This window comes from Acinetobacter sp. WCHAc010034 (assembly GCF_001696615.3).
Taxonomy (GTDB): domain Bacteria; phylum Pseudomonadota; class Gammaproteobacteria; order Pseudomonadales; family Moraxellaceae; genus Acinetobacter.
Genome location: NZ_CP032279.1, coordinates 1,604,279 through 1,624,997 on the forward strand (window position 1 = coordinate 1,604,279; position 20,719 = coordinate 1,624,997).

A 20,719-nucleotide genomic window follows, 5' to 3' on the forward strand; every position below is an offset into this window, starting at 1 on the left:
CGGCTTAATGCGCTGGATATGCTGAATCTGTACTGTGATGCTGCGCGTCAATCGCCGACTGCACTTCCACCGCATCATCAAACCAGTGGCGCACGCCGTCAATTTCCTGATAATTTTCATGGCCTTTTCCGGCAATCACCACAATGTCGCCGCTTTTAGCCTGCGCCACGGCGAATTTAATCGCTTCACGGCGGTCATGAATCTCATGCGCCTGATGCTGCGCAAAGCTGATGCCGGCCTTCATGTCGGCAAAAATCTGCGCAGGATCTTCAGTGCGCGGATTGTCCGAAGTAATTAAGGCGATATCGGCATGCGCCAAAGCGGCCTGCGTCATCAGCGGGCGCTTGCCGCGGTCTCGGTCGCCGCCGCAGCCGAATACCGCCCATAAATCATGCGCGGCATGGCGCCGCAGTGTCTGCAGCACCTGAATTAAAGCATCCGGCGTATGCGCATAATCGACAATAAACAGCCGGTCCGCATCGCGGATCACCTGCATGCGCCCCGGCGCGCCCTGCAGCTGCGGCGCAGCGGCGATTAAGTCCGGCAGCGCAAATCCGGCCTGCTCGGCAGCGATGAAGGCCGCCACAATATTTTCCACATTGAAATGGCCCAGCAGCGGACTGCGCACAGCAAATTCGCCTTGCGCCGTCGCCAGCTTAAACTGCACGCCGCTCAGGCTGTATTGAATATCGCGCACCTGATAATCGGCGTCCTGCGCAGCGGCCGAATAGGTCAGAATTTCCGGCTGCGCCGGATTGCTTTGCGCAGCCTGCAGCATCACCGGCGCATAGGCGTCATCCAGATTGATAATGGCCGCTTTCAGTGACGGAAACTGGAACAGGCGCGACTTGGCCTGCGCATAGGCTTCCAGGGTTTTATGATAGTCCAGATGGTCGCGGCTTAAATTGCTGTAGGCGGCGATTTCAACCGCGCAGCCATTCAGCCGGCCCTGCTCCAGCCCGTGCGAGCTGGCTTCAATTGAAGCGAATTCTGCGCCCTGCTGCGCATAGCTGTGCAGCGCATTCTGCATCTGCAGCGCATCCAGCGTGGTATGCGTAGAGGCTTCCAGATTCGGTAGAATGCCGTTGCCTGTAGTGCCCATCACCGCGCACTTTTTGCCCTGCTGCGTCAATAATTCTGCAATTAGGCGCGAAATGGTGGTTTTGCCGTTGGTGCCGGTCACCGCAATAATCCGCGCCGGATGCACCGGCTGCGCGGCCTGCAGGTACTGCTTCTGCCACTGCCCCATCAGCTGGCGCACATCCGCCACTGCAAAGCAGTTTTCCAGGCCCAGATCCGTTTCAGAAATCACCGCCAGCGCGCCTTTATCCAAGGCGGCCTGCGCAAACTGCGCGGTTTTTTCCGGCTGGGAAAGCGATGTCAGCGCAATGAAAATCTGCCCCGCCGCTACTTTCCGGCTGTCCAGGCTGAAGCCGCTGAACGGCTGCAGCATCCATTCAGCCGGCTGTTCAGCGCTGCAGAGCTGTTGAAATGTAATTGGCATGCATCACCTATTTGCTGGATTTAGGAGTATCTAAAGGTTTGTCTAAAGGCACGTTCATCAGGCGCAGGGACTCCTGCATGACGCGCGCAAAGACCGGCGCGGAAACTGTGCCGCCGAAATAAGTGCCTTTCGGGTTTTCAACCACCACCACCATGGCGATGCGCGGATCGCTGACTGGAGCAACGCCGGCAAACAGGGCGCGGTATTCTGTAGTTGAATAGCCTTTGCGGTCCGGGCGCAGCTTATGCGCCGTGCCGGTTTTGCCGGCAACGCGGTAGCCTGAAATATTGGCGCGGGTGGCCGTGCCGCCCGGCATGGTGGCCGATTCCATCATCAGCAGCACCTGATCGGCAATCGCCGGGCTGATCATCTGCTCGCCTTTCGCCGGCGCTTCCAGCTTGTACAGGCTGAGCGGCATTTTGACGCCCTTGTTGGCGATCATGGCATAGGCGTCCGCCATCTGCAGCACCGTCGCGTTCAGGCCGTAGCCGTAGGCCATGGTGGCGACTTCAGACACATTCCACTTGCTTTTCGGCAGGATCAGGCCCGCGCTTTCGCCGGGGAATTTCACCGCTGAGCGCTGGCCAAAGCCTAAACGCTGATAGAAAGTCGGCAGGGTTGAATAAGGCAGGGACAGCGCGATTTTCGCCACGCCGACGTTGGAGGATTTCTGAATGATCCCGCCGAGGGTCAATGCGCCGTAATTATGCGTATCGCGGATAGTGTGGTTGCCTACCCGCATTGAGCCCGGCGAAGTATTCACCACGGTGTTCGGCATATACTTGCCGCTTTCCAGCGCCATCGCCACAGTCAGCGGCTTCATGGTTGAACCCGGCTCAAAGGAGTCCACCGCCCCGCGGTTGCGCATGGCGTCTTTATTGCCCAGGCTGTTTTTGTCATTCGGGTTATACGATGGCCAGCTGGTCATGGCCAGAATCTCGCCGGTTTTCACATCCACTGCAATCGCGGTGGCGGAACGGGCATTATTGGCTACGCCGGCGGCGGTCAATTCGCGGTACATAATGTACTGCAGGCGTGAGTCAATGCTCAGCGTCACGTTTTCGCCCGGCTCCACTTCCTTCACCACTTCCGGGTCTTTAACGCGGTTGCCTTTTTTGTCGCGGACAATCTGCTGCTCGCCGTCAGTGCCTGCAAGGCGCTGATTCAGCTGCATTTCCAGCCCTTCAATCCCGCTTCCTTCACTGTTGGTCAGGCCGATGATCTGCGAGTTGGGCTGCGGCTGCGGATAGTAACGCTTATAGTTCTTTTCGGTATAAACCCCCTGAAAATCGCGCTTCGCGATCAGCTCGGCCTGCTGCGGCGGCACTTCTTTCTTCAGCACCAGATAGCGCGAGCGCGGGCGCTCATAGACTTTCTTGCGCAGTTCCGCCCGGTCCATGCCTACGGCATCCGCCAGCTCATCCAGGTTCATATTTTTGTCGGGCAGCTGGCGCTTCAGCTTGCGGCTGTTCGGCTCTTTTTCCAGCTGCGCCATGATGTCTTCATACAGCTTCTTATTGTCAAAATAATCGCGCGGGTCCATCACTACTTTCATCACCGGCGTGCTGATGGCCAAAGGCACGCCGTGGCGGTCATAAATCACGCCGCGCATCGCCCGGATTTTTTCCGTTCTTAAAATATTGGCATTGGCTTTATTCTGCAGAAAGTCCTTATTGATGACCTGCACATAAAAAGCGCGCCCGACCAGGGCGAGAAAACACAGCAGCACCACGCCCCACATCAGGTAAAAACGCCACATTTCAACATTGATGACATGCTTGCCTGTCACTGACTGCTTTTTCCGCACTGCCTGCTTAATTCTCTTATCCACCATGGTACAGCTAGCCTTATTTTTTCTCTTCTGAAGTCTGCGGTAAAGATATAACAACCGTTTGCGCCACTGGCGGAGAGTACATCCGAAGCTGGGTCACCGCCCGCGTGCCGATTTGCGCGGTTGCGCCGAAAGTCTGCTGCTCAATCAGCAGGCGCCCCCATTCCGCATTCAGGTCATCACGTTCACGCAGGTAAGTGCTGAGCTTGCGGTAATCCTGACGGTATTCAAAGACCTGAAAAACCACCACCACAGCGCTGCTGAACACCAATGCCAGCAGAATGGCATAGGCCACGGTTTTTTTCAGTTTCAGATTGTCAGCTGTTTTTTCTATCGCTTCAGTTTTCATTATTCGCCTTTTAAGCTAAACGTTCTGCCACGCGAAGCCAAGCGCTGCGTGAACGCGGATTGGCTTTAACTTCCGCATCGCTGGCGCGGATGCGCGCGATTTTTTTCAAGCGGCGGGTATCTTCCCGCTTTTGAGGCAAGCCCCAGCCGGTATCTTCCGCCAAGGTCGATTCTTTTTGAATAAACTGCTTAATCAGCCGGTCTTCCAGGGAATGGAAGCTGATCACCGCCAAAGTCCCTTCCGGCTTCAGCACATCCACGGCTTGAGGCAGGAAAATTTCAATATCTTCTAATTCTTTATTAATGGCAATACGGATGGCCTGAAAAGTCCGCGTGGCGGCGTGTTTATTTTTTTCCCACTTGGGATGCGCCACTTTGACAATTTCCGCCAGCTTGCCGGTGGTTTCAATATAGCCGGCATTTTTAATGGCTTTGGCAATGCGGCGGCTGTAGCGCTCTTCACCGTATTGATAGATGTAATTCGCCAGCGCTTCTTCTTCAATTTTCAGCAGCCATTCCGCCGCGGTCTGGCCTTGGGAATTGTCCATGCGCATGTCCAGCGGGCCGTCATTCATAAAGCTGAAGCCGCGCTCCGCCTGATCCAGCTGCGGCGATGAAACCCCTAAATCCGCCATGACGCCATCCACCGACTCTATGCCCCGCGCCTGCAGTTCCTGCTTCAGGTCGGCAAAGCTGGCATGGATGATGCTGAAGCGCGGATCTTCCTGCGCCAAGGCAGCAGCGGTTTCCAAAGCCTGCGGGTCTTTGTCGAAAGCGTACACCCGCGCCGAGGCATCCAGCTTGGACAGCAATAAGCGGGTATGCCCGCCGCGTCCAAACGTGCCGTCCACATAAATTCCTGTATTGCGCCCGGCAAGCAGGGCATCAACGGTTTCGTGAAGTAATACAGAAATATGCGACATATGGATGGGTTCAGTACAGTAAAAAAGTAACTGCACATTATTACCTTGTTTTAACAAAGCTCCAAACGTCTTTTTGTACAGAAATATTACTTTTCATAGAGAAAACCGTTTTAAAGTTTGCCGGATGGCCTTTTCCGGCGCAATCCGGCTAAATTTGCAGCTTTGGCCGAAAAAGCCCGCGCAATCCAGCCCGTCTTTTTTGCCTGTTCAGCGCTTTCCTGCGCCCGGATAAGCGCTGCATTCAGCCAAGCCCGGGAGCAAGCAGGCCCTAAAACAGATCATCTGAAAAGCTGAATGCCGGCCAGTTTCTTAACTGGCCGGCATTCAGTCTGTCAGCGCGGCTTTTTTACAGCCTGAAAATCAGCGTTTTGTATTATAGATCTGATCAAATACGCCGCCATTCACAAAATGCGTCTGCTGCGCTTTGGCCCAGCCGCCGAACACTTCATCAATGGTGAAGGTTTTCAATGGCGGGAACTGCGCCTTGTATTTGGCCAGCACTTTTTCATTGCGCGGACGGTAGAAATGCTTGGCGGCCATTTCCTGCCCCAATGGCGAGTACAGGTAATTGATATAGCCTTCAGCCAGCCATTTGTTGCCATTTTTTTCTACGGTCTTATCAACAATCGCTACAGAAGGCTCAGTCAAAATAGAAACGGACGGGTAAACGATGTCAAATTTGCCCTTGCCCAGGGTTTTCTGCGTCACCAGCGCTTCATTTTCCCAGGTCAGCAGCACGTCGCCTATGCCGCGCTCGGCAAAGGTGGTCATCGACGCGCGGGCTGCCGAGTCCATCACCTTGACGTTGCGGTACATTTTGCCAACAAAGTCTTTGGCCTTGGCGTCATTGCCGCCCGGCTGCTGCAGCGCATAGCCCCATGCCGACAGGTAGACCCAGCGCGGCAGGCCGCCGGTTTTCGGGTTTGGGGTAATGATCTGCACGCCCGGCTTGGTCAGGTCTGACCAGTCCTTAATCTTTTTAGGGTTGCCCTTGCGCACCATAAAGACAATGGTCGAGGTATAAGGCGCGGAGTTGTAAGGAAACTCTTTCTGCCAGCCCGGCTGGATCTGCCCGGATTTGACAATTTCATCAATATCGTTGGCCAAAGCCAAAGTCACCACATCGCCTTTTAAGCCGTCAACCACAGAACGGGCCTGCTTGCCTGAACCGCCGTGCGACTGCTTGAAGTTTACAGTTTTACCGGTGCGGGATTCCCAGTAGGCGCCGAAGGACTGGTTGAATTCATCGTAAAATTCACGGGTTGCATCATAGGAGACATTCAGGAATTCACGGTCAGCCGCCTGCGCAGCCGCGCTGAATGCGAAGCTGGCCGACAGCACCGCGGCGCTGAAAAAAATTTTCAATTGGGTTTTCATGAGCGTATTAAAAAATTGATCTGCAATGCTGCCCAATATAAAAAATAAAGCCGTCAACATCAATGCGCGCCGGCGGCCAGTACGGCCGCCGCCGCCGGGCGCATTCTATCTTAATACCTTGTTTTTGCGCATAAAAACCCATATAACACTTTACTTATTCAAGATATATAGCGTTTTCATCTTTGCATATAATAAAAATGCATAATCAGGTTCAGCTGCTGCATGCCGCCAGCTTTAAGGCATGCAGGCTTAATTTTTCCCGCTGTAGATCTGGTCGAAAATGGCGCCATTCGCAAAATGCGCATTTTGCGCCTTGGCCCAGCCGCCAAAGACTTTATCAACCGTAAAGGTCTGCACTTTCGGGAACTGCGCCGCATATTTGGCTGCAGCCCTGCTGTCGCGCGGGCGGAAATAATGCTTGGCCGCCAGCTCCTGGCCTTTCGGCGAATATAGATAGTTGAGGTAGCCTTTGGCCAAATTGCGGCTGCCGTTTTTATCGGCGGTTTTATCGACAATCGCCACGGACGGCTCGGCCAGAATGGAAATTGACGGATACACCACATCAAACTTATCTTTGCCTAAGCCCTGCGACGCCAGCAGCGCTTCATTTTCCCAGGACAGCAGCACATCGCCTATGCCGCGCTCGGCAAAAGTAGTCAATGAGCCGCGCGCGCCCGAATCCAGCACTTTCACATTCTGATAAAGCTTTTTCACCAGCTCCCTGGCCTTGGCGTCACTGCCGCCCGGCTGCTTCAAGGCGTAGCCCCATGCCGACAGGTAAATCCAGCGCGGCGCGCCGCCGGTTTTCGGGTTTGGAGTAATGATTTCCACGCCCGGCCGGCTTAAGTCATTCCAGTCCTTAATCTGCTTGGGATTGCCCTTGCGCACCAGAAATACGATGGTTGAGGTATAGGGCGCGGAATTATGCGGAAATTCCTTCTGCCAGTTCCGGTCAATCTGCCCGCTGCGGACAATTTCATCAATATCATTGGCCAGCGCCAGCGTCACCACATCGGCCTGCAGCCCGCTTGCGACCGCCCGCGCCTGCTTGCCTGAACCGCCGTGCGACTGCTTGAAGCTGACCTCCTGCCCGGTGCGCTTTTTCCAGTAGGCGCCGAACTCTTGATTATACTCCTGATAAAACTCGCGGGTCGGATCATAGGACACATTTAGAAACTCCCTGGCGGCGGCCGCTTCAGCCGCAGCTGCGCTTAACAGCGCCAGCGCGCCGGCAGCGATGGTTTTTTTCATGGCATTGCACTCATCTGTTCAGTTAAATGCACTATATGAATATAAAATACTTTTAACAATCAGCTGTTTATACTATTAAATGGCTTGCATTCCTGTTTTATGCATATGCATAATCCTGCATTGATTTGCGCGATTGATGCTAAATCAGGCGGCTGAAGGCATCCGCCTCCACGCTGTCTCCACAGTTGTCTGCTACAAATAGGCCAGTCAAGGAGAAAGCTCCTGGATTTGGCAGCTTGCCGGCCTGATTTTTAGCCTTTTTGTAAAAAATGTGACGCAGTTCCTGAAATTTACCGCAAAAAATGCTTAAATGGCTGCATTACTACTAGAAAACAGCCAAATCGCTATGATTTGAACATCAGCTTAAGGGGAAGTTTGAAAATGAAATCACCTTTATTTTCTGCAATATGCTTAGGCTTAGGCCTGACTTTCGCAGCCCAGGCCGGCCATGCCGCCGCCATCAGCAAATCAGCCAGCAGCAAAGCCGCTTTGCCTGCTGAAAAAGGCTCGCTGATTGAAAAAGCCATTCATCAGCAGAAAAATGCGGGCCAGCTGCAGCTGGACGGCAATTTAAAAATGCTGACCGCGCTGAAAGCCGCGCCGACACAGAATTTCCTTGCATCGCAGAACCAGAGCTTCACCCGCTTTGTGCAGGCGCTGTTCCCGCAGCACAGCTCCTGACTGCCGGGCGCAGGCCATCCCCCGCTTTGAAGCCTGAGCGCAGCCTCATTACTGAATGTTGAATTAAGCATTAAGTGATGGGGCTTTTTCGTTATAATAGCTGCAATTTACACTTTGAATATTATCCGGTTATGACAGTCCGTACTCGCATCGCGCCATCTCCTACTGGCTTTCCCCATGTAGGCACAGCTTACATCGCTTTATTTAACTTATGCTTCGCCAAGCAGCATGGCGGCGAGTTCATCCTCCGCATTGAAGATACCGACCAGCTGCGCTCTACGCCGGAATCCGAAAAAATGATTCTGGACTCATTGCGCTGGCTGGGCCTGAACTGGTCTGAAGGCCCGGATATAGGCGGCCCGCACGCGCCTTACCGCCAGTCGGAGCGCATGGGTATTTACAGGCAGTATGCGCTGGAACTTGTGGAAAAAGGCCATGCCTTCTACTGCTTCGCTACGGCGGAAGAGCTTGATCAGATGCGCGCAGAACAGCAGGCGCGCGGCGAGTCGCCGCGCTATGACGGCCGCGGCTTGAACTTGGCGCAGGACGAAGTCGAGCGCCGCCTGGCTGCCGGCGAAGCGCATGTCATCCGCATGAAAGTGCCGGCTGAAGGCGTTTGCAAATTCAATGACATGCTGCGCGGCGAAGTGGAAATTCCATGGGCGCAGGTCGACATGCAGATTCTGCTGAAAACTGACGGCCTGCCGACCTACCACCTCGCCAACGTGGTGGATGACCATTTGATGCAGATCACCCACGTCATCCGCGGCGAAGAGTGGATTCCTTCCGCGCCGAAGCACCAGCTGCTGTACCAGTACTTCGGCTGGGAAATGCCTGCGCTGTGCCACATGCCGCTGCTGCGCAACCCGGACAAATCCAAGCTGTCCAAGCGCAAAAACCCGACTTCAATCAATTATTACAAAGACATCGGCGTGCTGCCGGAAGCCCTGCTGAACTATCTGGGCCGCATGGGCTGGTCAATGCCGGACGAAAGCGAAAAATTCACCTTGGCGGAAATGGTGCAGCACTTTGACATTCAGCGCGTGTCGCTGGGCGGCCCGATCTTTGACGTGGAAAAGCTCAACTGGCTGAACGGCCAGTGGATCAAGGGCCTGACGCCTGCTGAACTGCTGAATACCTTGCTGGCCTGGAAGTCTGACCGCCAGACCCTGGAAGACATCGCCGCAGCCATCCAGCCGCGCATCAACCTGCTGTCGGAAGCGGTGAACTGGGCCGGCTTCTACTTCAACCAGTTCCCTACGCTGTCGAAAGAGCAGTTCGAAAGCAAGAAGCTCAGCGAAGAACAGGTGCGCCAAAGCCTGCAGTTCGCCATCTGGCGCCTGGAAAGCCTGTTCACATGGAACAATGACACCGTCAGCCAAACCCTGATGGACTTGGCGAATCAGATGGAAATCAAGCTGCGCGACTTCATGCCGGCGTTCTTTATCGCCATTGCCGGCTCAACCTCATCTACGCCGGTGATGCAGTCCATGGTTACCCTTGGCCCGGATCTGACCTTCGCGCGCCTGCGCCACGCCCTTGAAATTGCCGGCGGGCCGAGCAAAAAAGAAGCGAAAGTCTGGGAAAAGCTCAATGAAAGCCTGAAATTGCCGAAAAATGATGCAGTTGACAGCATTTAATTGATTTTTTAGTTGACGCGTGAGCGCGATATCCATAATATAGCGCTCACACACAGACTGGGGTCATAGCTCAGTTGGTAGAGCGCTACAATGGCATTGTAGAGGTCAGGAGTTCGATCCTCCTTGACTCCACCAAAAAATGTTTTTTTACCTGTGTTTGCCTCACTTGTCCCTATCGTCTAGAGGCCTAGGACATCGCCCTTTCACGGCGGTAACCGGGGTTCGAATCCCCGTAGGGACGCCATATTCAAGGCGGCTTTAATTGATTTAAGGCCATCTTATAAAAAACCCAAGCATTGCAGCTTGGGTTTTTTATTGCCTGCAATTCAGCCGCCGGCGCATTTTTCTTCAGGCGCTTTTTGCTTTCTGCGCCATTCCGATTAAAATAAGCGGTAAATTAAAATTATGGAGTTGCAATGCAATACCGCTGCCCTCAATGCCAAAGCCCGAAAATCATGCCCGTTGCGCAAGCCGGCGCGCCGGCCGCACGCCCGGTTGTGCCAAAGAGCCTGGTGTTTTTAATTCCAGCCATCTTCGTCCTGCTTCTTCTGGCGCTGATCAGCATTGCGATGTGGATTTTCGGCGACGGCGCAGGCTCCGGACTGCAGGCGGCGACCGTTGCGGTATTCGCGGTCTGCCTGATTGCCGGCTTCCTGTTTTACCGCGACCTGCCGGATTTTAAAATTTCCATGCAGGCCTTCATGCAGTCGCAGAAAAAATGGAAATGCCGCGACTGCAGCCACGAATGGGAAAGCTGATCCGCGCCTAGCGCCGATGTGAATCCGCAGCCATCTCCTCCTCATGCGCATCCCCTTCATGGCGGTGCGCATCCGCCGCGCAGGCGCCCTCTTCAATCTGCAGGGTCATTTCGGTAATGCCGTGCTGATGGCTGAGCATTTCCAAGGCCTCGCGGTACAGGGCATTGCGGTCTGCGCAGGGCGCAAGCAGGTGCACGGTCAAATGCACATTCTTGGAGCTGATGGCCCAGACTTTCAGCTGATGAATGCTTTCAACGCCGTTTAAATTCAGCAGGTCATTGCGCAGCTTTTCAATGTCAATCTCCTCCGGCACGCCTTCAAGCAGAATATTGATGCTCTGCTTCAGCAGAATCCAGGTCCGCGGCAGCACCCAGAAGCCGATCAGCACCGCAATCAGGGTATCCACCCACATCCAGCCGGTAAAATAAATCACCGCCGCGCCGATAATCACCCCGACCGAACCCAGCGCATCGCTCAGGACTTCAAGATAAGCCCCTTTGACGTTCAGGCTGTCCTGCGCGCTGGAAAATAAAATCCGCATCGAAATTAAATTAATGATCAGGCCGATAACCGCCACAATCATCATGCCCGCGCTCTGGATTTCAGGCGGCTGGCTGAAGCGCAGATAGGCCTCATACAGAATGTACATCGCTACTGCAAACAGCATTGAGGCGTTAAATAAAGCCGCCAGAATTTCAAAGCGCTGATAGCCGAAAGTGCGCCGGTCATCCGCAGGCAGCTTGCCGATTTTAATGGCCGCCAGCGCAATCGCCAGAGCCGCCGCATCGGTAAACATATGCGCAGCATCCGACAGCAGCGCCAGGCTTTGCGTCATAAAGCCGGCAATGACTTCAATCACTAAAAAGCTCGATGTCAGAATCAAGGCAAAGGTTAATTTTCTGGCATTGCCTTCGGTCACAACAGCATGACTGTGATCATGCCCATGCTGGCTGTTCATTGTTTCCCCCCGCTTTATCAAGCCGCGCTGAAAATTCAGCTGATTCGTGTTATAGACTTATTGATAATAGTAATTATTATCAATAAAAGCCATTCCCCGATATAATCGCTTTCACTCAAATTTTATTCAAAAGCTTGCCTCATCTTCAGGATAACCCTTTATGAAAAAATATCTAGCCTTAGCTTTGCTCGCCTGCGCGCAGGCCCAGGCGCATGCGCCTTATGTGGCCCCGCTGGCCTATATCACGGACAATACGCAAATTACCGTGCTGAGCGCTTATGCGGAACAGGCGCTGCAGCCGGAATACGCCCTGAAAGATGTTCAGTTCAGCATCATCCAGCCGGATCAGACCCAGCTGACGGCGCAGCCGCAGCCGGGCTTGAAATCCGCGGCGGCCTTTGACCTGAAGCTGCCCGAAAAAGGCACCTATACGCTTTATGCCAAAGCCGCGCATCCGGTCCAGTATGTGCAGCACAACAAGCAGTGGAAGATTTTTGCCGATGTAGCCGCGAACAAGGTTCCTGCGCTGAGTGAACGCGATTTTGTAATTCCGGGCGACTTTAAAGGCAAGCTTCCGAAGAAGCTTGATACCGTGCGCGAATGGAGCATCCAAAGCTATGTCAGCAAAGGCGCCGCCTCTGCCGTGGCCGTGACGCCGGCGCCGATTCAAGTCAGCTTCCAGACCCACCCCAATGAAATTCAGGCGCAGCGCCCTGTGCAGCTGCAGCTGAGCAAGGCCGGCAAGCCGCTGGCGCAGGCTGAAGTGCTGATCCGCACCCAAGGCGCTTCTGAACAGCAGGCTCAGTCCGCCGCAGTAAATGCTGACGGCACAGCCAGCGTGACTTTCCCGCAGGCCGGCAGCTATTTGCTGGAAGTCAGCGAGGCTATTGACCCGAAAGCCGCTCCTAGAAACCGGCACTACACCATTATCAGCCTGGGCGTCACGGCTCCAGCCTCCTGATGCCTGCCGCAGGCTGAATCCACAAAATCCGCGCATAAAAAAACCAGCCCGGGGGCTGGTTTTTGCTTGGCATCAATTCAGCAATCAGCTGCCGATTTTCTTATACTTGGAACGCTTCACCACCGCAGCGTCGCCTAAGCGCGCCTGGCGGTATGCTTCATATTCAGCATAGTTGCCTTCGTAGAATTCAGGCTGTTCATTTTCAAATGACAGGATATGCGTCGCGATGCGGTCAAGGAACCAGCGGTCATGCGACACCACCATCACGGTGCCCGGGAACACCAGAATGGCATCTTCAAGCGCGCGCAAAGTTTCGATATCCAAGTCGTTCGACGGTTCATCGAGCAGGATGACGTTTGCGCCCATCTGCAGGATCTTCGCCAGCTGCAGGCGGTTACGCTCACCGCCGGACAGCTCGCCGACGCGCTTCTGCTGATCCTGGCCTTTGAAGTTGAAGCGGCCGATATAGGCGCGGGATGCAATTTCGTAATCGCCGATTCTCAAGATGTCCAAACCGCCGGAAACTTCTTCCCAAACCGTTTTGTTGTTGTCCAGAGTATCGCGGATCTGGCCGACATAAGCCACTTTAACCGATTCGCCCAGAGTGACCGTGCCGGTATCCGGCTGCTGTTCGCCGGTCATCATGCGGAACAGCGTAGTTTTACCTGCGCCGTTCGGGCCGACAATGCCGACAATCGCGGTAGGCGGCACAGTGAAAGTCAAATCCTTATACAGCAGGCGGCCGTCAAATGACTTGCTGATGCCTTCAACTTCCACCACTTTGTTGCCTAGGCGCGGGCCAGGCGGAATGTAGATTTCAGAAGTTTCATTGCGCTGCTGGAATTCGCGCGAGTTAAGCTCTTCAAAACGCTCCATGCGCGCTTTGTTTTTCTTCTGCTGGCCTTTGGCATTTGAGCGAACCCATTCAAGTTCTTTTTTCAATGCTTTGGCAAAAGATTCTTCCTGCTTGTTTTCCTGCTCTAAGCGGGCATTTTTCTGCTCCAGCCAAGAAGAGTAGTTGCCTTGGTAAGGAATGCCCATGCCGCGGTCAAGCTCCAGAATCCACTCAGCCACGTTGTCCAGGAAGTAGCGGTCGTGCGTAATCGCCACGATGGTGCCCGGGAAATCTTTCAGGAAGCGTTCCAGCCAAGACACAGATTCCGCGTCCAAATGGTTGGTCGGTTCGTCCAGCAGCAGCATGTCCGGCTTAGACAGCAGCAGGCGGCACAGCGCGACACGGCGGCGTTCACCGCCTGAAAGCAGGGTGACGTCAGCATCCCAAGCCGGCAGGTTCAGCGCTGCCGCTGCCTGATCCATCTGGTTGCTTAAGTTATGCGCATCCCATGAGTGGATAATGGCTTCAAGCTTTTCCTGCTCTTTTGCCAGCGCGTCAAAGTCGGCATCTTCAGCGGCGTATTCAGCGAATACTTCATCCAGGCGCGCCAAGGCATCCAGCGGTTCACGCAGGCCGTCTTCGACGTTGCCGCGGACGTCTTTGTTTGGATCCAGCGGCGGCTCCTGCTCAAGGTAGCCGATTTTAATACCCGGCTGCGCGCGCGCTTCGCCTGAGAAATCTTTATCTACGCCAGCCATAATGCGGAGCAGGGTAGATTTGCCTGCACCGTTTAAACCAAGCACGCCAATTTTCGCGCCCGGGAAAAATGATAAAGAGATGTCTTTTAAGATTTCGCGCTTCGGCGGAACCATTTTCGACACACGGTTCATCGTGTAAATATATTGGGCCACGCAGGACTCCTCAATTGAAAAACCAAAATTCACCCATAATCACAACATCGGGTGAACAAATAACCGCAGGCATTATACGATGAAAGCGCTGAAAAAATAAGGCATAGCCCGCATCTTCAATAGAATGTTACAACTAACGGATAGTTTAAATTTCAGGCAGGCTTGCGCATGCTTGAATCCGCTCAGTTTTGAGCTGAAAAACTTTCAGCCATATCAGTAAACAAGATATTTATTTCGGTAAATATGCGCTTTTATTCATATGCATAACTGATAGACTGATCAAATAGCCAACTCACGAAGATGATGCAACATGACTTATAAAGATGAAACTTTAGCCATTCACGCGGGGTATCAGCCGGAAGCCACCACCAAAGCCGTGGCCGTTCCTATTTATCAAACCACATCGTATGCCTTTGACAATACTCAACATGGGGCCGATTTATTTGATTTAAAGGTGCAGGGCAATATCTACACCCGCATCATGAACCCGACCACTGCGGTGCTGGAGCAGCGGGTCGCGGCGCTGGAAGGCGGGATTGGCGCATTGGCTCTGGCTTCAGGCATGGCGGCCATCACCTACGCCATTCAGACCATTACTGAAGCCGGCGACAATATTGCATCGGTTTCCACCCTCTACGGCGGCACCTACAACCTGTTTGCGCATACCCTGCCGAAGCAGGGCATTGAAGTGCGCTTCTTTGACTATCAGAATCCGGAAGCGCTGCGCGGCCTGATTGATGAAAAAACCAAGCTGGTATTTGTCGAATCAATCGGCAACCCGCTGGGCAACATCATTGACCTGGAAGCCATCGCGGCCATCGCGCATGAATACGGCGTGCCTGTAGTGGTTGACAACACCGTGGCGACACCTGCCCTGCAGAAGTCCTTTGATTTCGGCGCTGACATCATTGTGCACTCGCTGACCAAATACATCGGCGGCCACGGCAACTCCATCGGCGGGATTATTGTCGACAGCGGCAAATTCCCCTGGGGCAAATATCCGGAGCGCTTTAAAGTCCTGAATACGCCCGATCCGAGCTATCACGGCGTCAACTATGTCGAAGCCCTCGGCGCAGCCGCCTATATCGCCCGCGCCCGCGTGGTGCCGCTGCGCAATACCGGCGCAGCCATCAGCCCGCTCAGCGTGTTCCTGATCCTGCAGGGCCTGGAAACATTGAACCTGCGCATGGAGCGCCATACTGAAAATGCGCAGAAGGTCGCCGAATACCTCAAGGCCCATCCTAAAGTGAAATGGGTGAATTACGCCGGCTTGAAAGACCATCCGCAGCATGCGCTGGCGCAGAAATACGTCAAAGGCAGGCCTTCCGCGATCCTGTCTTTTGGCGTGCAGGACGGCCGTGAAGGCGGCACGCGCTTCATTGACGCGCTGCAGCTGTTTACCCGCCTGGTGAACATCGGCGACGCCAAAAGCCTGGCCTGCCACCCGGCCACCACCACGCACCGCCAGCTGAACGAAGCGGAGCTGAAAGCCGCCGGCGTCAGCACCGACATGGTGCGCCTGTCTGTCGGCATTGAGCATATTGATGACCTGATTGCGGATCTGGAGCAGGCGCTGGCCGCGGTCTGAGGCCCTGAACGCCGGGCAGCCTTGCGGCGCAAGCGCTGAAGGCTGCCCCGGATGCGGAAATTTTTCTTCAGCATTTCCTTGCTTTATTGCTGATTCATAGTGAATAATGGGTATAAAGATGATCCATTTTAGAGCAATAACTCTAAATTCATTTTTAAATTCAACAAGTTAAAATTATAGCTTTTCGGCATAAATCCGCTATCATAGCCGCACGGAACATTACTGAATTTCAGCAAGAATGACGGTATGCTCAGGCAATAAAAACAAATGCACTGAATCACATTTATTCAGATCAGGGAAACTAACTGTGAAACAAAGATTAGAAAAACTCTTTAAAGAAAAAGTGAATGGAAAAGTCGTCTTAATTACAGGCGCTTCCAGCGGAATCGGCTTAACTGTTGCGCACCGCCTGGCCGGCGCCGGCGCGCATGTGCTGCTGGTTGCCCGCACCAAAGAGACGCTGGACCAGGTGAAAGCTGAAATTGAAGCCAAAGGCGGCCAAGCCTCTGTTTTCCCTTGCGACCTGAACGACATGAATTCAATTGATGAAGTGTCCAAGCAGATTCTGGCTGCCGTCGATCATATTGATATCCTCATCAACAACGCCGGCCGCTCAATCCGCCGCGCCGTGCATGAATCCACCGAGCGCTTCCACGACTTTGAACGCACCATGCAGCTGAATTACTTCGGCGCAATCCGCCTGGTGATGAACATCCTGCCGCAGATGATGATCCGCCGTGACGGCCACATCATCAATATCAGCTCGATCGGCGTACTGGCGAACGCCACGCGCTTCTCAGCCTATGTGGCGTCTAAAGCCGCGCTGGACGCTTTCAGCCGCTGCCTGTCCGCCGAAGTGCATTCGCATAAGATCGCGATTACTTCGGTTTACATGCCGCTGGTGCGCACGCCGATGATCGCGCCGACCAAGATTTACAAATATGTGCCGACGCTGTCGCCGGAACAGGCTGCCGACTTAATCGCCTACGCGATTGTCAAGCGCCCGAAAAAAGTCGCAACCAACCTCGGCCGCCTTGCATCGCTGACTTACTCGGTTGCGCCGGACATCAACAACAAGCTGATGTCCATCGGCTACAACCTGTTCCCAAGCTCTTCAGCCTCTGTCGGCCAGCATGAAAAGCTGAACTGGGTGCAGAAGGCCTATGCCCGCCTGTTCCCGGGCGAGCACTGGTAAGTCCAGCTTAATTCCGCCAGATTAAAATAAGCCCGGTCAAGGGCTTATTTTTATTTCAGCCGGCGCAGCCGCCGCCATATGAAAAATTGATCAAGATTTAATGCCTCAATGCCGGCGCGATGCCGTACACTATGCCGTGCGCTGCAAGGCGCAACTTTTCAATTGAATACAATTTTGGGTGAAATCCACATGAACAACTTGCAATGGCTCGATGAAGTAAAATTTAACGAACAAGGCTTAGCGCCTGCTATTGCACAGCATCATCAAACCGGCCGGATTCTGATGGTGGCGTGGATGAACCGCGAAGCTCTGGCTTTGACTGCGGAAAAAAAACAGGCGGTGTATTTCTCCCGCTCGCGCAGCAAGCTCTGGCACAAGGGCGAAGAATCCGGGCATTTCCAAACCGTGCATGAAATCCGGCTGGACTGCGATGCCGACGTGATTGTGCTGCAGATTGAACAGCACGGCGGCATTGCCTGCCACACAGGCCGCGAATCCTGCTTCTACCGCAGGCTGACGCCAAACGGCTGGGAAATTGCCGATGCGCAGCTGAAAGACCCGGAGCAGATTTACGGCGGAAAATCCGCCAATCCGCATACGCTGGCAATGAATGCCTCTGCGGCGCAGTCAGAACAGGTTGAAGTTTTAGATTATTTAGGCCAGATGATGGCGGAGCGCAAAGCCGCTGACCCGGATTCGTCTTATGTCGCCAAGCTGTACCACAAGGGCCTGAACAAAATTCTGGAAAAAGTCGGCGAAGAAAGCATTGAAAGCATTATCGCGGCCAAGGACTTTAAAGCCGAAGCCTCAGAAGACCATAAAAACGATTTAATTTATGAAGTGGCGGATTTATGGTTCCATACCATTGTGATGCTGGGCTACTTCGACCTTGAACCGCAATTGGTGCTGAATGAATTGGCGCGCCGCCAGGGCCTGTCCGGCCTGGCGGAAAAAGCCAGCCGCGCGCACTGACTGTAAGCCGGCACGCAGCCTTGACTGAGCGGAACAGACCCGGCGCGACCTATGAGCAGGCCACTGCCATTGACAACGCGCGCCTCGGCAAATCCTTTAAAGTGATTGCCTACGCCGGCACCGGCAAAACCACCACGCTGCAGATGATCAGCGACGCCATGCCGCAGCGGCGCGGCATGTACCTGGCCTTCAACAAGGCCATCGCGGCCGAAGCGCAGGCCAAGTTTCACCGCAATGTCGACTGCCGCACCTTCCATTCTCTGGCTTACCGCAGCGTTCCGCGCGGCGTGACCGACAAGCTGCGCCTGCCGCGCCTCAGCCCGAGCTTCATGGCCAAGGAATACCGCCTGGCGCCGATTACGCTGCGGCGCATGATGGGCGGGCGCTATGAGCAGTATGTGCTGATGCCGTCGCGCCTCGCCAGCCTGGTGGCCAATGCGGTCAGCCATTTCTGCTCGACCAGCTCGCAGTATCCGGCGCCGCGCCACCTGCAGGCGCCAAGCTGGCTGCATCCCGATGATATTGACGCCCTGCAGAAGCACCTCTACCCCGCGGTGGAGCGGCGCTGGCTGGAGTCGATTGATCCGAATCATCAGGCCGGCATAGGCCACGACATCTACCTCAAGCTCTGGGCGCTGTCCGAGCCGAATATTCCCGCAGACTATGTGCTGTTTGATGAGGCGCAGGACGCCGACCCGCTGATGCTGGGCATTCTGCTGAAGCAGCGCAGCACTCAGGTGATTTATGTCGGCGACGCGCACCAGCAGATCTACGCCTGGCGCGGCGCAGTCAACGCCATGCAGCAGCTGCCGCTGCCGGAATCGCGCCTGACCACCTCGTTCCGCTTTGGCGAGGAAATTGCCCTGCACGCCAACGCCCTGTTAGGCGCGCTGCATGAAACCGTGCCCCTGCGCGGCAATCCGCTGCTGCAGTCCAAAGTGGTGAATAAGCCGCATACCAAGCAGCGCGATGCGATTCTGTGCCGCACCAACGCCCGCGCCATGGAGCTGCTGCTGGCCGGCCTGGTGCATGGCGAAAAAGTCAGCCTGCAGGCCGACCACGCCCGGCTGAACCGCTTTGTCGACGCCGCCGCCATGCTGAAGCAGGGCAAGCGCGTCACCGATGTGCCGGAACTGGCCTGGTTCAACTCCTGGCATGACGTGCATGAATACTGCGAAACCAATGACGGCAGCGACATTAAGCCGCTGGTCAAGCTGGTGGATGATCACGGCACCGATCCCTTAAAGCGCGCGCTGGCGAAAATCACCCCGATTGGCCAGGCAGACTACATCATCTCCACCGCGCACAAGGCCAAAGGGCTGGAATGGAACCGCGTGCATATTGAAGATGACTATCAGTTCCGGCTGAATGACAAAGACTATAAAATTAGTGACGAAGAGTTACGGCTGCTTTACGTGGCCTGCACGCGTGCTAAAGTAAGCTTAAATACCCACCACATTTATGACCTGATGCAGCGGCTGAAGCGGGAAATGCCGGCCTCGCTGCGCCGGGCCGCGGGCTGAAATCCCAAACCTTTCCAGCTGAAGGCGCCTTATGAGAATTGAATCCATCCGGCTGAAGCACACGCTGCACTTCAGCGACCTGCTGGCCGAGTTTAGCTATCATGATCAGCCCGTCACCCTGATTTTAGGCGATCAAGGCTCAGGCAAAACCGGCATTCTGCGCTTCAGCTATCAGGCCCTGACCTGGTTCGCTGCCCGCTGCAAAGACCTGCGCGCCGCCGGGCTGGTGATGCTGGATCAGGACATCATGCAGGCCCGCCTGCAGTCCAAAATTGACATCCGCGTCAGCTTTTCCGGAGAAGCCGGCACGCTGCTGGCCGGCGCAGCGCCTCCGGAAGAAGATGCAGGCTGCTGCAGCTGGCAGCTGTACAAGACCCTGAACAGCCAAGGCGCCGGCATAAGCAAAGCCGAAACCCGGCAGCTGGAGCTGCTGGCGGCCCGCTATCAGCAGGCGCAGCGCGATGATCCCCTGCTGGGCCTGCCGCTGATCGCCTACTACCCTGCCGAACGCTTTGTCAATGAAGTGAATATCCTGAATAAAAACAATCCCGCCATTTTTCAGCCGGCGCATGCCTATGAAATTTCAGCGATTCCATTCACCACCTTTTCGCGCTTTTTTGAGTGGTTCCGGGAAGTCTGCGATATTGAAAATGCGCAGAACGCGCAGATGGTGCAGGACATTTTAAATAGGCGCCGGCTGCAGGGGCCATCCGCGCCGCTGCCTGCCGACTGTCTTGCCGGCAGAATCGCGCAGGCGCATGCCGAAATCCGCGCGCCGGCATTAAGCTCTTTGCGCCGCGCCTTGGCGATTGTCCTGCCGGAAATCAGCGACCTGTTCCTGCTGTACCAGCCGAAACTGCAGCTGATGGTGACCTTTCAGGGCAAAGCCATGCAGTTCCAGCAGCTGTCCAACAGCCTGCGCAATCTAACCGCGCTGATTGGCGACATTGTGCGCCGGCTCTGCCTGCTGAATCCGGCCAGCCTGTACCCCTGCGAAGAAGGCGAAGGCATTCTGCTGATTGACGCGGTCGACCATCAGCTGGATCAGAACATGGCGCAGGCGATTCTGCCGCGGCTGCATCAGGCCTTTCCGCGCCTGCAGATTATCGCTTCGGGCAACCGGCCGGAACTGCTGGAACAGGCGGGCGGCTTTCAGTGCCTGCGGCTGGAAAACCGCCAGCTGCTGCCGTTTCAGGCTGCGCAGCTGCAGCAATTTGATGAAATCTACGCGCAGCTGCATTTAGCGGAAACCGGCCCGCCGGCAGGCGCAGAGGCTGAAATGCCGGCGCTGCGGGAGCCGGCTTTGGATGAGGACGCGGCGGAATCCATGCTGCTGCAGATACAGCAGCAGCTGAATGGCGAACAGCAGCGGCAGCTGATCCGCCTGCTCAACAGCAGTGATCCGGACAGCAGCCCCAATACGCTGCTTTAGCCAACAGCAGGCAATCGGAAGTATTGCGTTA

Annotated in this window: 17 protein-coding genes and 2 tRNA genes; 11 read left to right on the forward strand and 8 right to left on the reverse strand. The window is 54.9% G+C overall.

Going from position 1 to position 20,719, the window contains the following annotated elements; translation table 11 throughout:
* Positions 1-4: 4 nt before the first annotated feature.
* From BEN74_RS09325 to BEN74_RS09350, 6 genes are all read right to left on the reverse strand, one after another.
* A complete protein-coding gene (locus tag BEN74_RS09325) occupies positions 5-1,504 on the reverse strand; it encodes a UDP-N-acetylmuramoyl-L-alanyl-D-glutamate--2,6-diaminopimelate ligase (RefSeq protein WP_068912911.1) in 1,500 nt (499 codons plus the stop codon).
* A 7-nt stretch (positions 1,505-1,511) separates the two neighbouring features.
* Positions 1,512-3,338, reverse strand: coding sequence for a penicillin-binding protein PBP3 (gene ftsI, locus BEN74_RS09330; protein WP_068912913.1), 1,827 nt, complete (start codon positions 3,336-3,338; stop codon positions 1,512-1,514).
* 13 nt (positions 3,339-3,351) lie between these two features.
* Entirely contained in the window at positions 3,352-3,684 is a 333-nt protein-coding gene (locus BEN74_RS09335; RefSeq protein WP_068912915.1) for a cell division protein FtsL, read from the reverse strand.
* Between the two features lie 10 nt (positions 3,685-3,694).
* Positions 3,695-4,606 (reverse strand): 16S rRNA (cytosine(1402)-N(4))-methyltransferase RsmH, encoded by a 912-nt coding sequence (gene rsmH / locus BEN74_RS09340; protein WP_068912918.1) that lies wholly within the window; start codon positions 4,604-4,606, stop codon positions 3,695-3,697.
* Between the two features lie 360 nt (positions 4,607-4,966).
* Positions 4,967-5,983 carry a sulfate ABC transporter substrate-binding protein gene (locus tag BEN74_RS09345; RefSeq protein ID WP_068913006.1) on the reverse strand — a complete coding sequence of 339 codons (1,017 nt, stop codon included), beginning with the start codon at positions 5,981-5,983 and terminating at the stop codon, positions 4,967-4,969.
* Between the two features lie 249 nt (positions 5,984-6,232).
* Positions 6,233-7,234, reverse strand: a complete 1,002-nt coding sequence (locus BEN74_RS09350; protein WP_068912920.1) for a sulfate ABC transporter substrate-binding protein — start codon at positions 7,232-7,234, stop codon at positions 6,233-6,235.
* A 381-nt stretch (positions 7,235-7,615) separates the two neighbouring features.
* Here BEN74_RS09350 and BEN74_RS09355 point away from each other — a divergent pair, with 381 nt between their 5' ends.
* The 5 genes from BEN74_RS09355 to BEN74_RS09375 all read left to right on the forward strand — a co-directional run bounded on the left by BEN74_RS09355 (position 7,616) and on the right by BEN74_RS09375 (position 10,313).
* A complete protein-coding gene (locus tag BEN74_RS09355) occupies positions 7,616-7,915 on the forward strand; it encodes a hypothetical protein (RefSeq protein WP_068912922.1) in 300 nt (99 codons plus the stop codon).
* A gap of 131 nt (positions 7,916-8,046) precedes the next feature.
* Entirely contained in the window at positions 8,047-9,555 is a 1,509-nt protein-coding gene (gltX, locus tag BEN74_RS09360) for a glutamate--tRNA ligase (protein WP_068912925.1), read from the forward strand.
* 59 nt (positions 9,556-9,614) lie between these two features.
* A tRNA-Ala gene (locus BEN74_RS09365) sits at positions 9,615-9,690 on the forward strand.
* A gap of 33 nt (positions 9,691-9,723) precedes the next feature.
* Positions 9,724-9,799: transfer RNA gene (locus BEN74_RS09370), tRNA-Glu, on the forward strand.
* 172 nt (positions 9,800-9,971) lie between these two features.
* Complete coding sequence (locus BEN74_RS09375) at positions 9,972-10,313, forward strand: hypothetical protein (protein ID WP_068912928.1); 342 nt, start codon at positions 9,972-9,974, stop codon at positions 10,311-10,313.
* A gap of 7 nt (positions 10,314-10,320) precedes the next feature.
* On the opposite strand, the gene BEN74_RS09380 is transcribed toward BEN74_RS09375, so the two are convergent.
* Positions 10,321-11,271, reverse strand: coding sequence for a cation diffusion facilitator family transporter (locus BEN74_RS09380; protein WP_068912930.1), 951 nt, complete (start codon positions 11,269-11,271; stop codon positions 10,321-10,323).
* Between the two features lie 160 nt (positions 11,272-11,431).
* On the opposite strand from BEN74_RS09380, the gene BEN74_RS09385 reads away from it, so the two are divergent.
* Positions 11,432-12,232 carry a DUF4198 domain-containing protein gene (locus tag BEN74_RS09385; RefSeq protein ID WP_068912933.1) on the forward strand — a complete coding sequence of 267 codons (801 nt, stop codon included), beginning with the start codon at positions 11,432-11,434 and terminating at the stop codon, positions 12,230-12,232.
* Between the two features lie 84 nt (positions 12,233-12,316).
* Here BEN74_RS09385 and ettA read toward each other — a convergent pair whose 3' ends face one another.
* Entirely contained in the window at positions 12,317-13,978 is a 1,662-nt protein-coding gene (ettA, locus tag BEN74_RS09390) for an energy-dependent translational throttle protein EttA (protein WP_068913008.1), read from the reverse strand.
* Between the two features lie 310 nt (positions 13,979-14,288).
* Between ettA and BEN74_RS09395 the strand changes: the two genes are divergently transcribed.
* From BEN74_RS09395 to BEN74_RS09415, 5 genes are all read left to right on the forward strand, one after another.
* Complete coding sequence (locus BEN74_RS09395; RefSeq protein WP_068912935.1) at positions 14,289-15,566, forward strand: O-acetylhomoserine aminocarboxypropyltransferase/cysteine synthase family protein; 1,278 nt, start codon at positions 14,289-14,291, stop codon at positions 15,564-15,566.
* A 307-nt stretch (positions 15,567-15,873) separates the two neighbouring features.
* Positions 15,874-16,761 carry an SDR family NAD(P)-dependent oxidoreductase gene (locus tag BEN74_RS09400; protein WP_068913010.1) on the forward strand — a complete coding sequence of 296 codons (888 nt, stop codon included), beginning with the start codon at positions 15,874-15,876 and terminating at the stop codon, positions 16,759-16,761.
* Between the two features lie 189 nt (positions 16,762-16,950).
* Positions 16,951-17,733 (forward strand): bifunctional phosphoribosyl-AMP cyclohydrolase/phosphoribosyl-ATP diphosphatase HisIE, encoded by a 783-nt coding sequence (gene hisIE, locus BEN74_RS09405; RefSeq protein ID WP_068913013.1) that lies wholly within the window; start codon positions 16,951-16,953, stop codon positions 17,731-17,733.
* Between the two features lie 20 nt (positions 17,734-17,753).
* On the forward strand, positions 17,754-19,256 hold the full coding sequence (locus tag BEN74_RS09410; protein ID WP_068912938.1) for a UvrD-helicase domain-containing protein: 1,503 nt from the start codon (positions 17,754-17,756) through the stop codon (positions 19,254-19,256).
* Positions 19,257-19,287: 31 nt separating this feature from the next.
* Positions 19,288-20,688, forward strand: a complete 1,401-nt coding sequence (locus tag BEN74_RS09415) for an ATP-binding protein (RefSeq protein ID WP_068912940.1) — start codon at positions 19,288-19,290, stop codon at positions 20,686-20,688.
* Positions 20,689-20,719 lie beyond the last annotated feature (31 nt).

Bases quoted from the DNA above. Each gene is read 5' to 3' on its own strand.
- BEN74_RS09325 (WP_068912911.1), bottom strand. From the start codon at position 1,504: ATGCCAATTACATTTCAACAGCTCTGCAGCGCTGAACAGCCGGCTGAA.
- ftsI (WP_068912913.1), bottom strand. From the start codon at position 3,338: ATGGTGGATAAGAGAATTAAGCAGGCAGTGCGGAAAAAGCAGTCAGTG.
- BEN74_RS09335 (WP_068912915.1), bottom strand. From the start codon at position 3,684: ATGAAAACTGAAGCGATAGAAAAAACAGCTGACAATCTGAAACTGAAA.
- rsmH (WP_068912918.1), bottom strand. From the start codon at position 4,606: ATGTCGCATATTTCTGTATTACTTCACGAAACCGTTGATGCCCTGCTT.
- BEN74_RS09345 (WP_068913006.1), bottom strand. From the start codon at position 5,983: ATGAAAACCCAATTGAAAATTTTTTTCAGCGCCGCGGTGCTGTCGGCC.
- BEN74_RS09350 (WP_068912920.1), bottom strand. From the start codon at position 7,234: ATGAAAAAAACCATCGCTGCCGGCGCGCTGGCGCTGTTAAGCGCAGCT.
- BEN74_RS09355 (WP_068912922.1), top strand. From the start codon at position 7,616: ATGAAATCACCTTTATTTTCTGCAATATGCTTAGGCTTAGGCCTGACT.
- gltX (WP_068912925.1), top strand. From the start codon at position 8,047: ATGACAGTCCGTACTCGCATCGCGCCATCTCCTACTGGCTTTCCCCAT.
- BEN74_RS09375 (WP_068912928.1), top strand. From the start codon at position 9,972: ATGCAATACCGCTGCCCTCAATGCCAAAGCCCGAAAATCATGCCCGTT.
- BEN74_RS09380 (WP_068912930.1), bottom strand. From the start codon at position 11,271: ATGAACAGCCAGCATGGGCATGATCACAGTCATGCTGTTGTGACCGAA.
- BEN74_RS09385 (WP_068912933.1), top strand. From the start codon at position 11,432: ATGAAAAAATATCTAGCCTTAGCTTTGCTCGCCTGCGCGCAGGCCCAG.
- BEN74_RS09395 (WP_068912935.1), top strand. From the start codon at position 14,289: ATGACTTATAAAGATGAAACTTTAGCCATTCACGCGGGGTATCAGCCG.
- hisIE (WP_068913013.1), top strand. From the start codon at position 16,951: ATGAACAACTTGCAATGGCTCGATGAAGTAAAATTTAACGAACAAGGC.
- BEN74_RS09415 (WP_068912940.1), top strand. From the start codon at position 19,288: ATGAGAATTGAATCCATCCGGCTGAAGCACACGCTGCACTTCAGCGAC.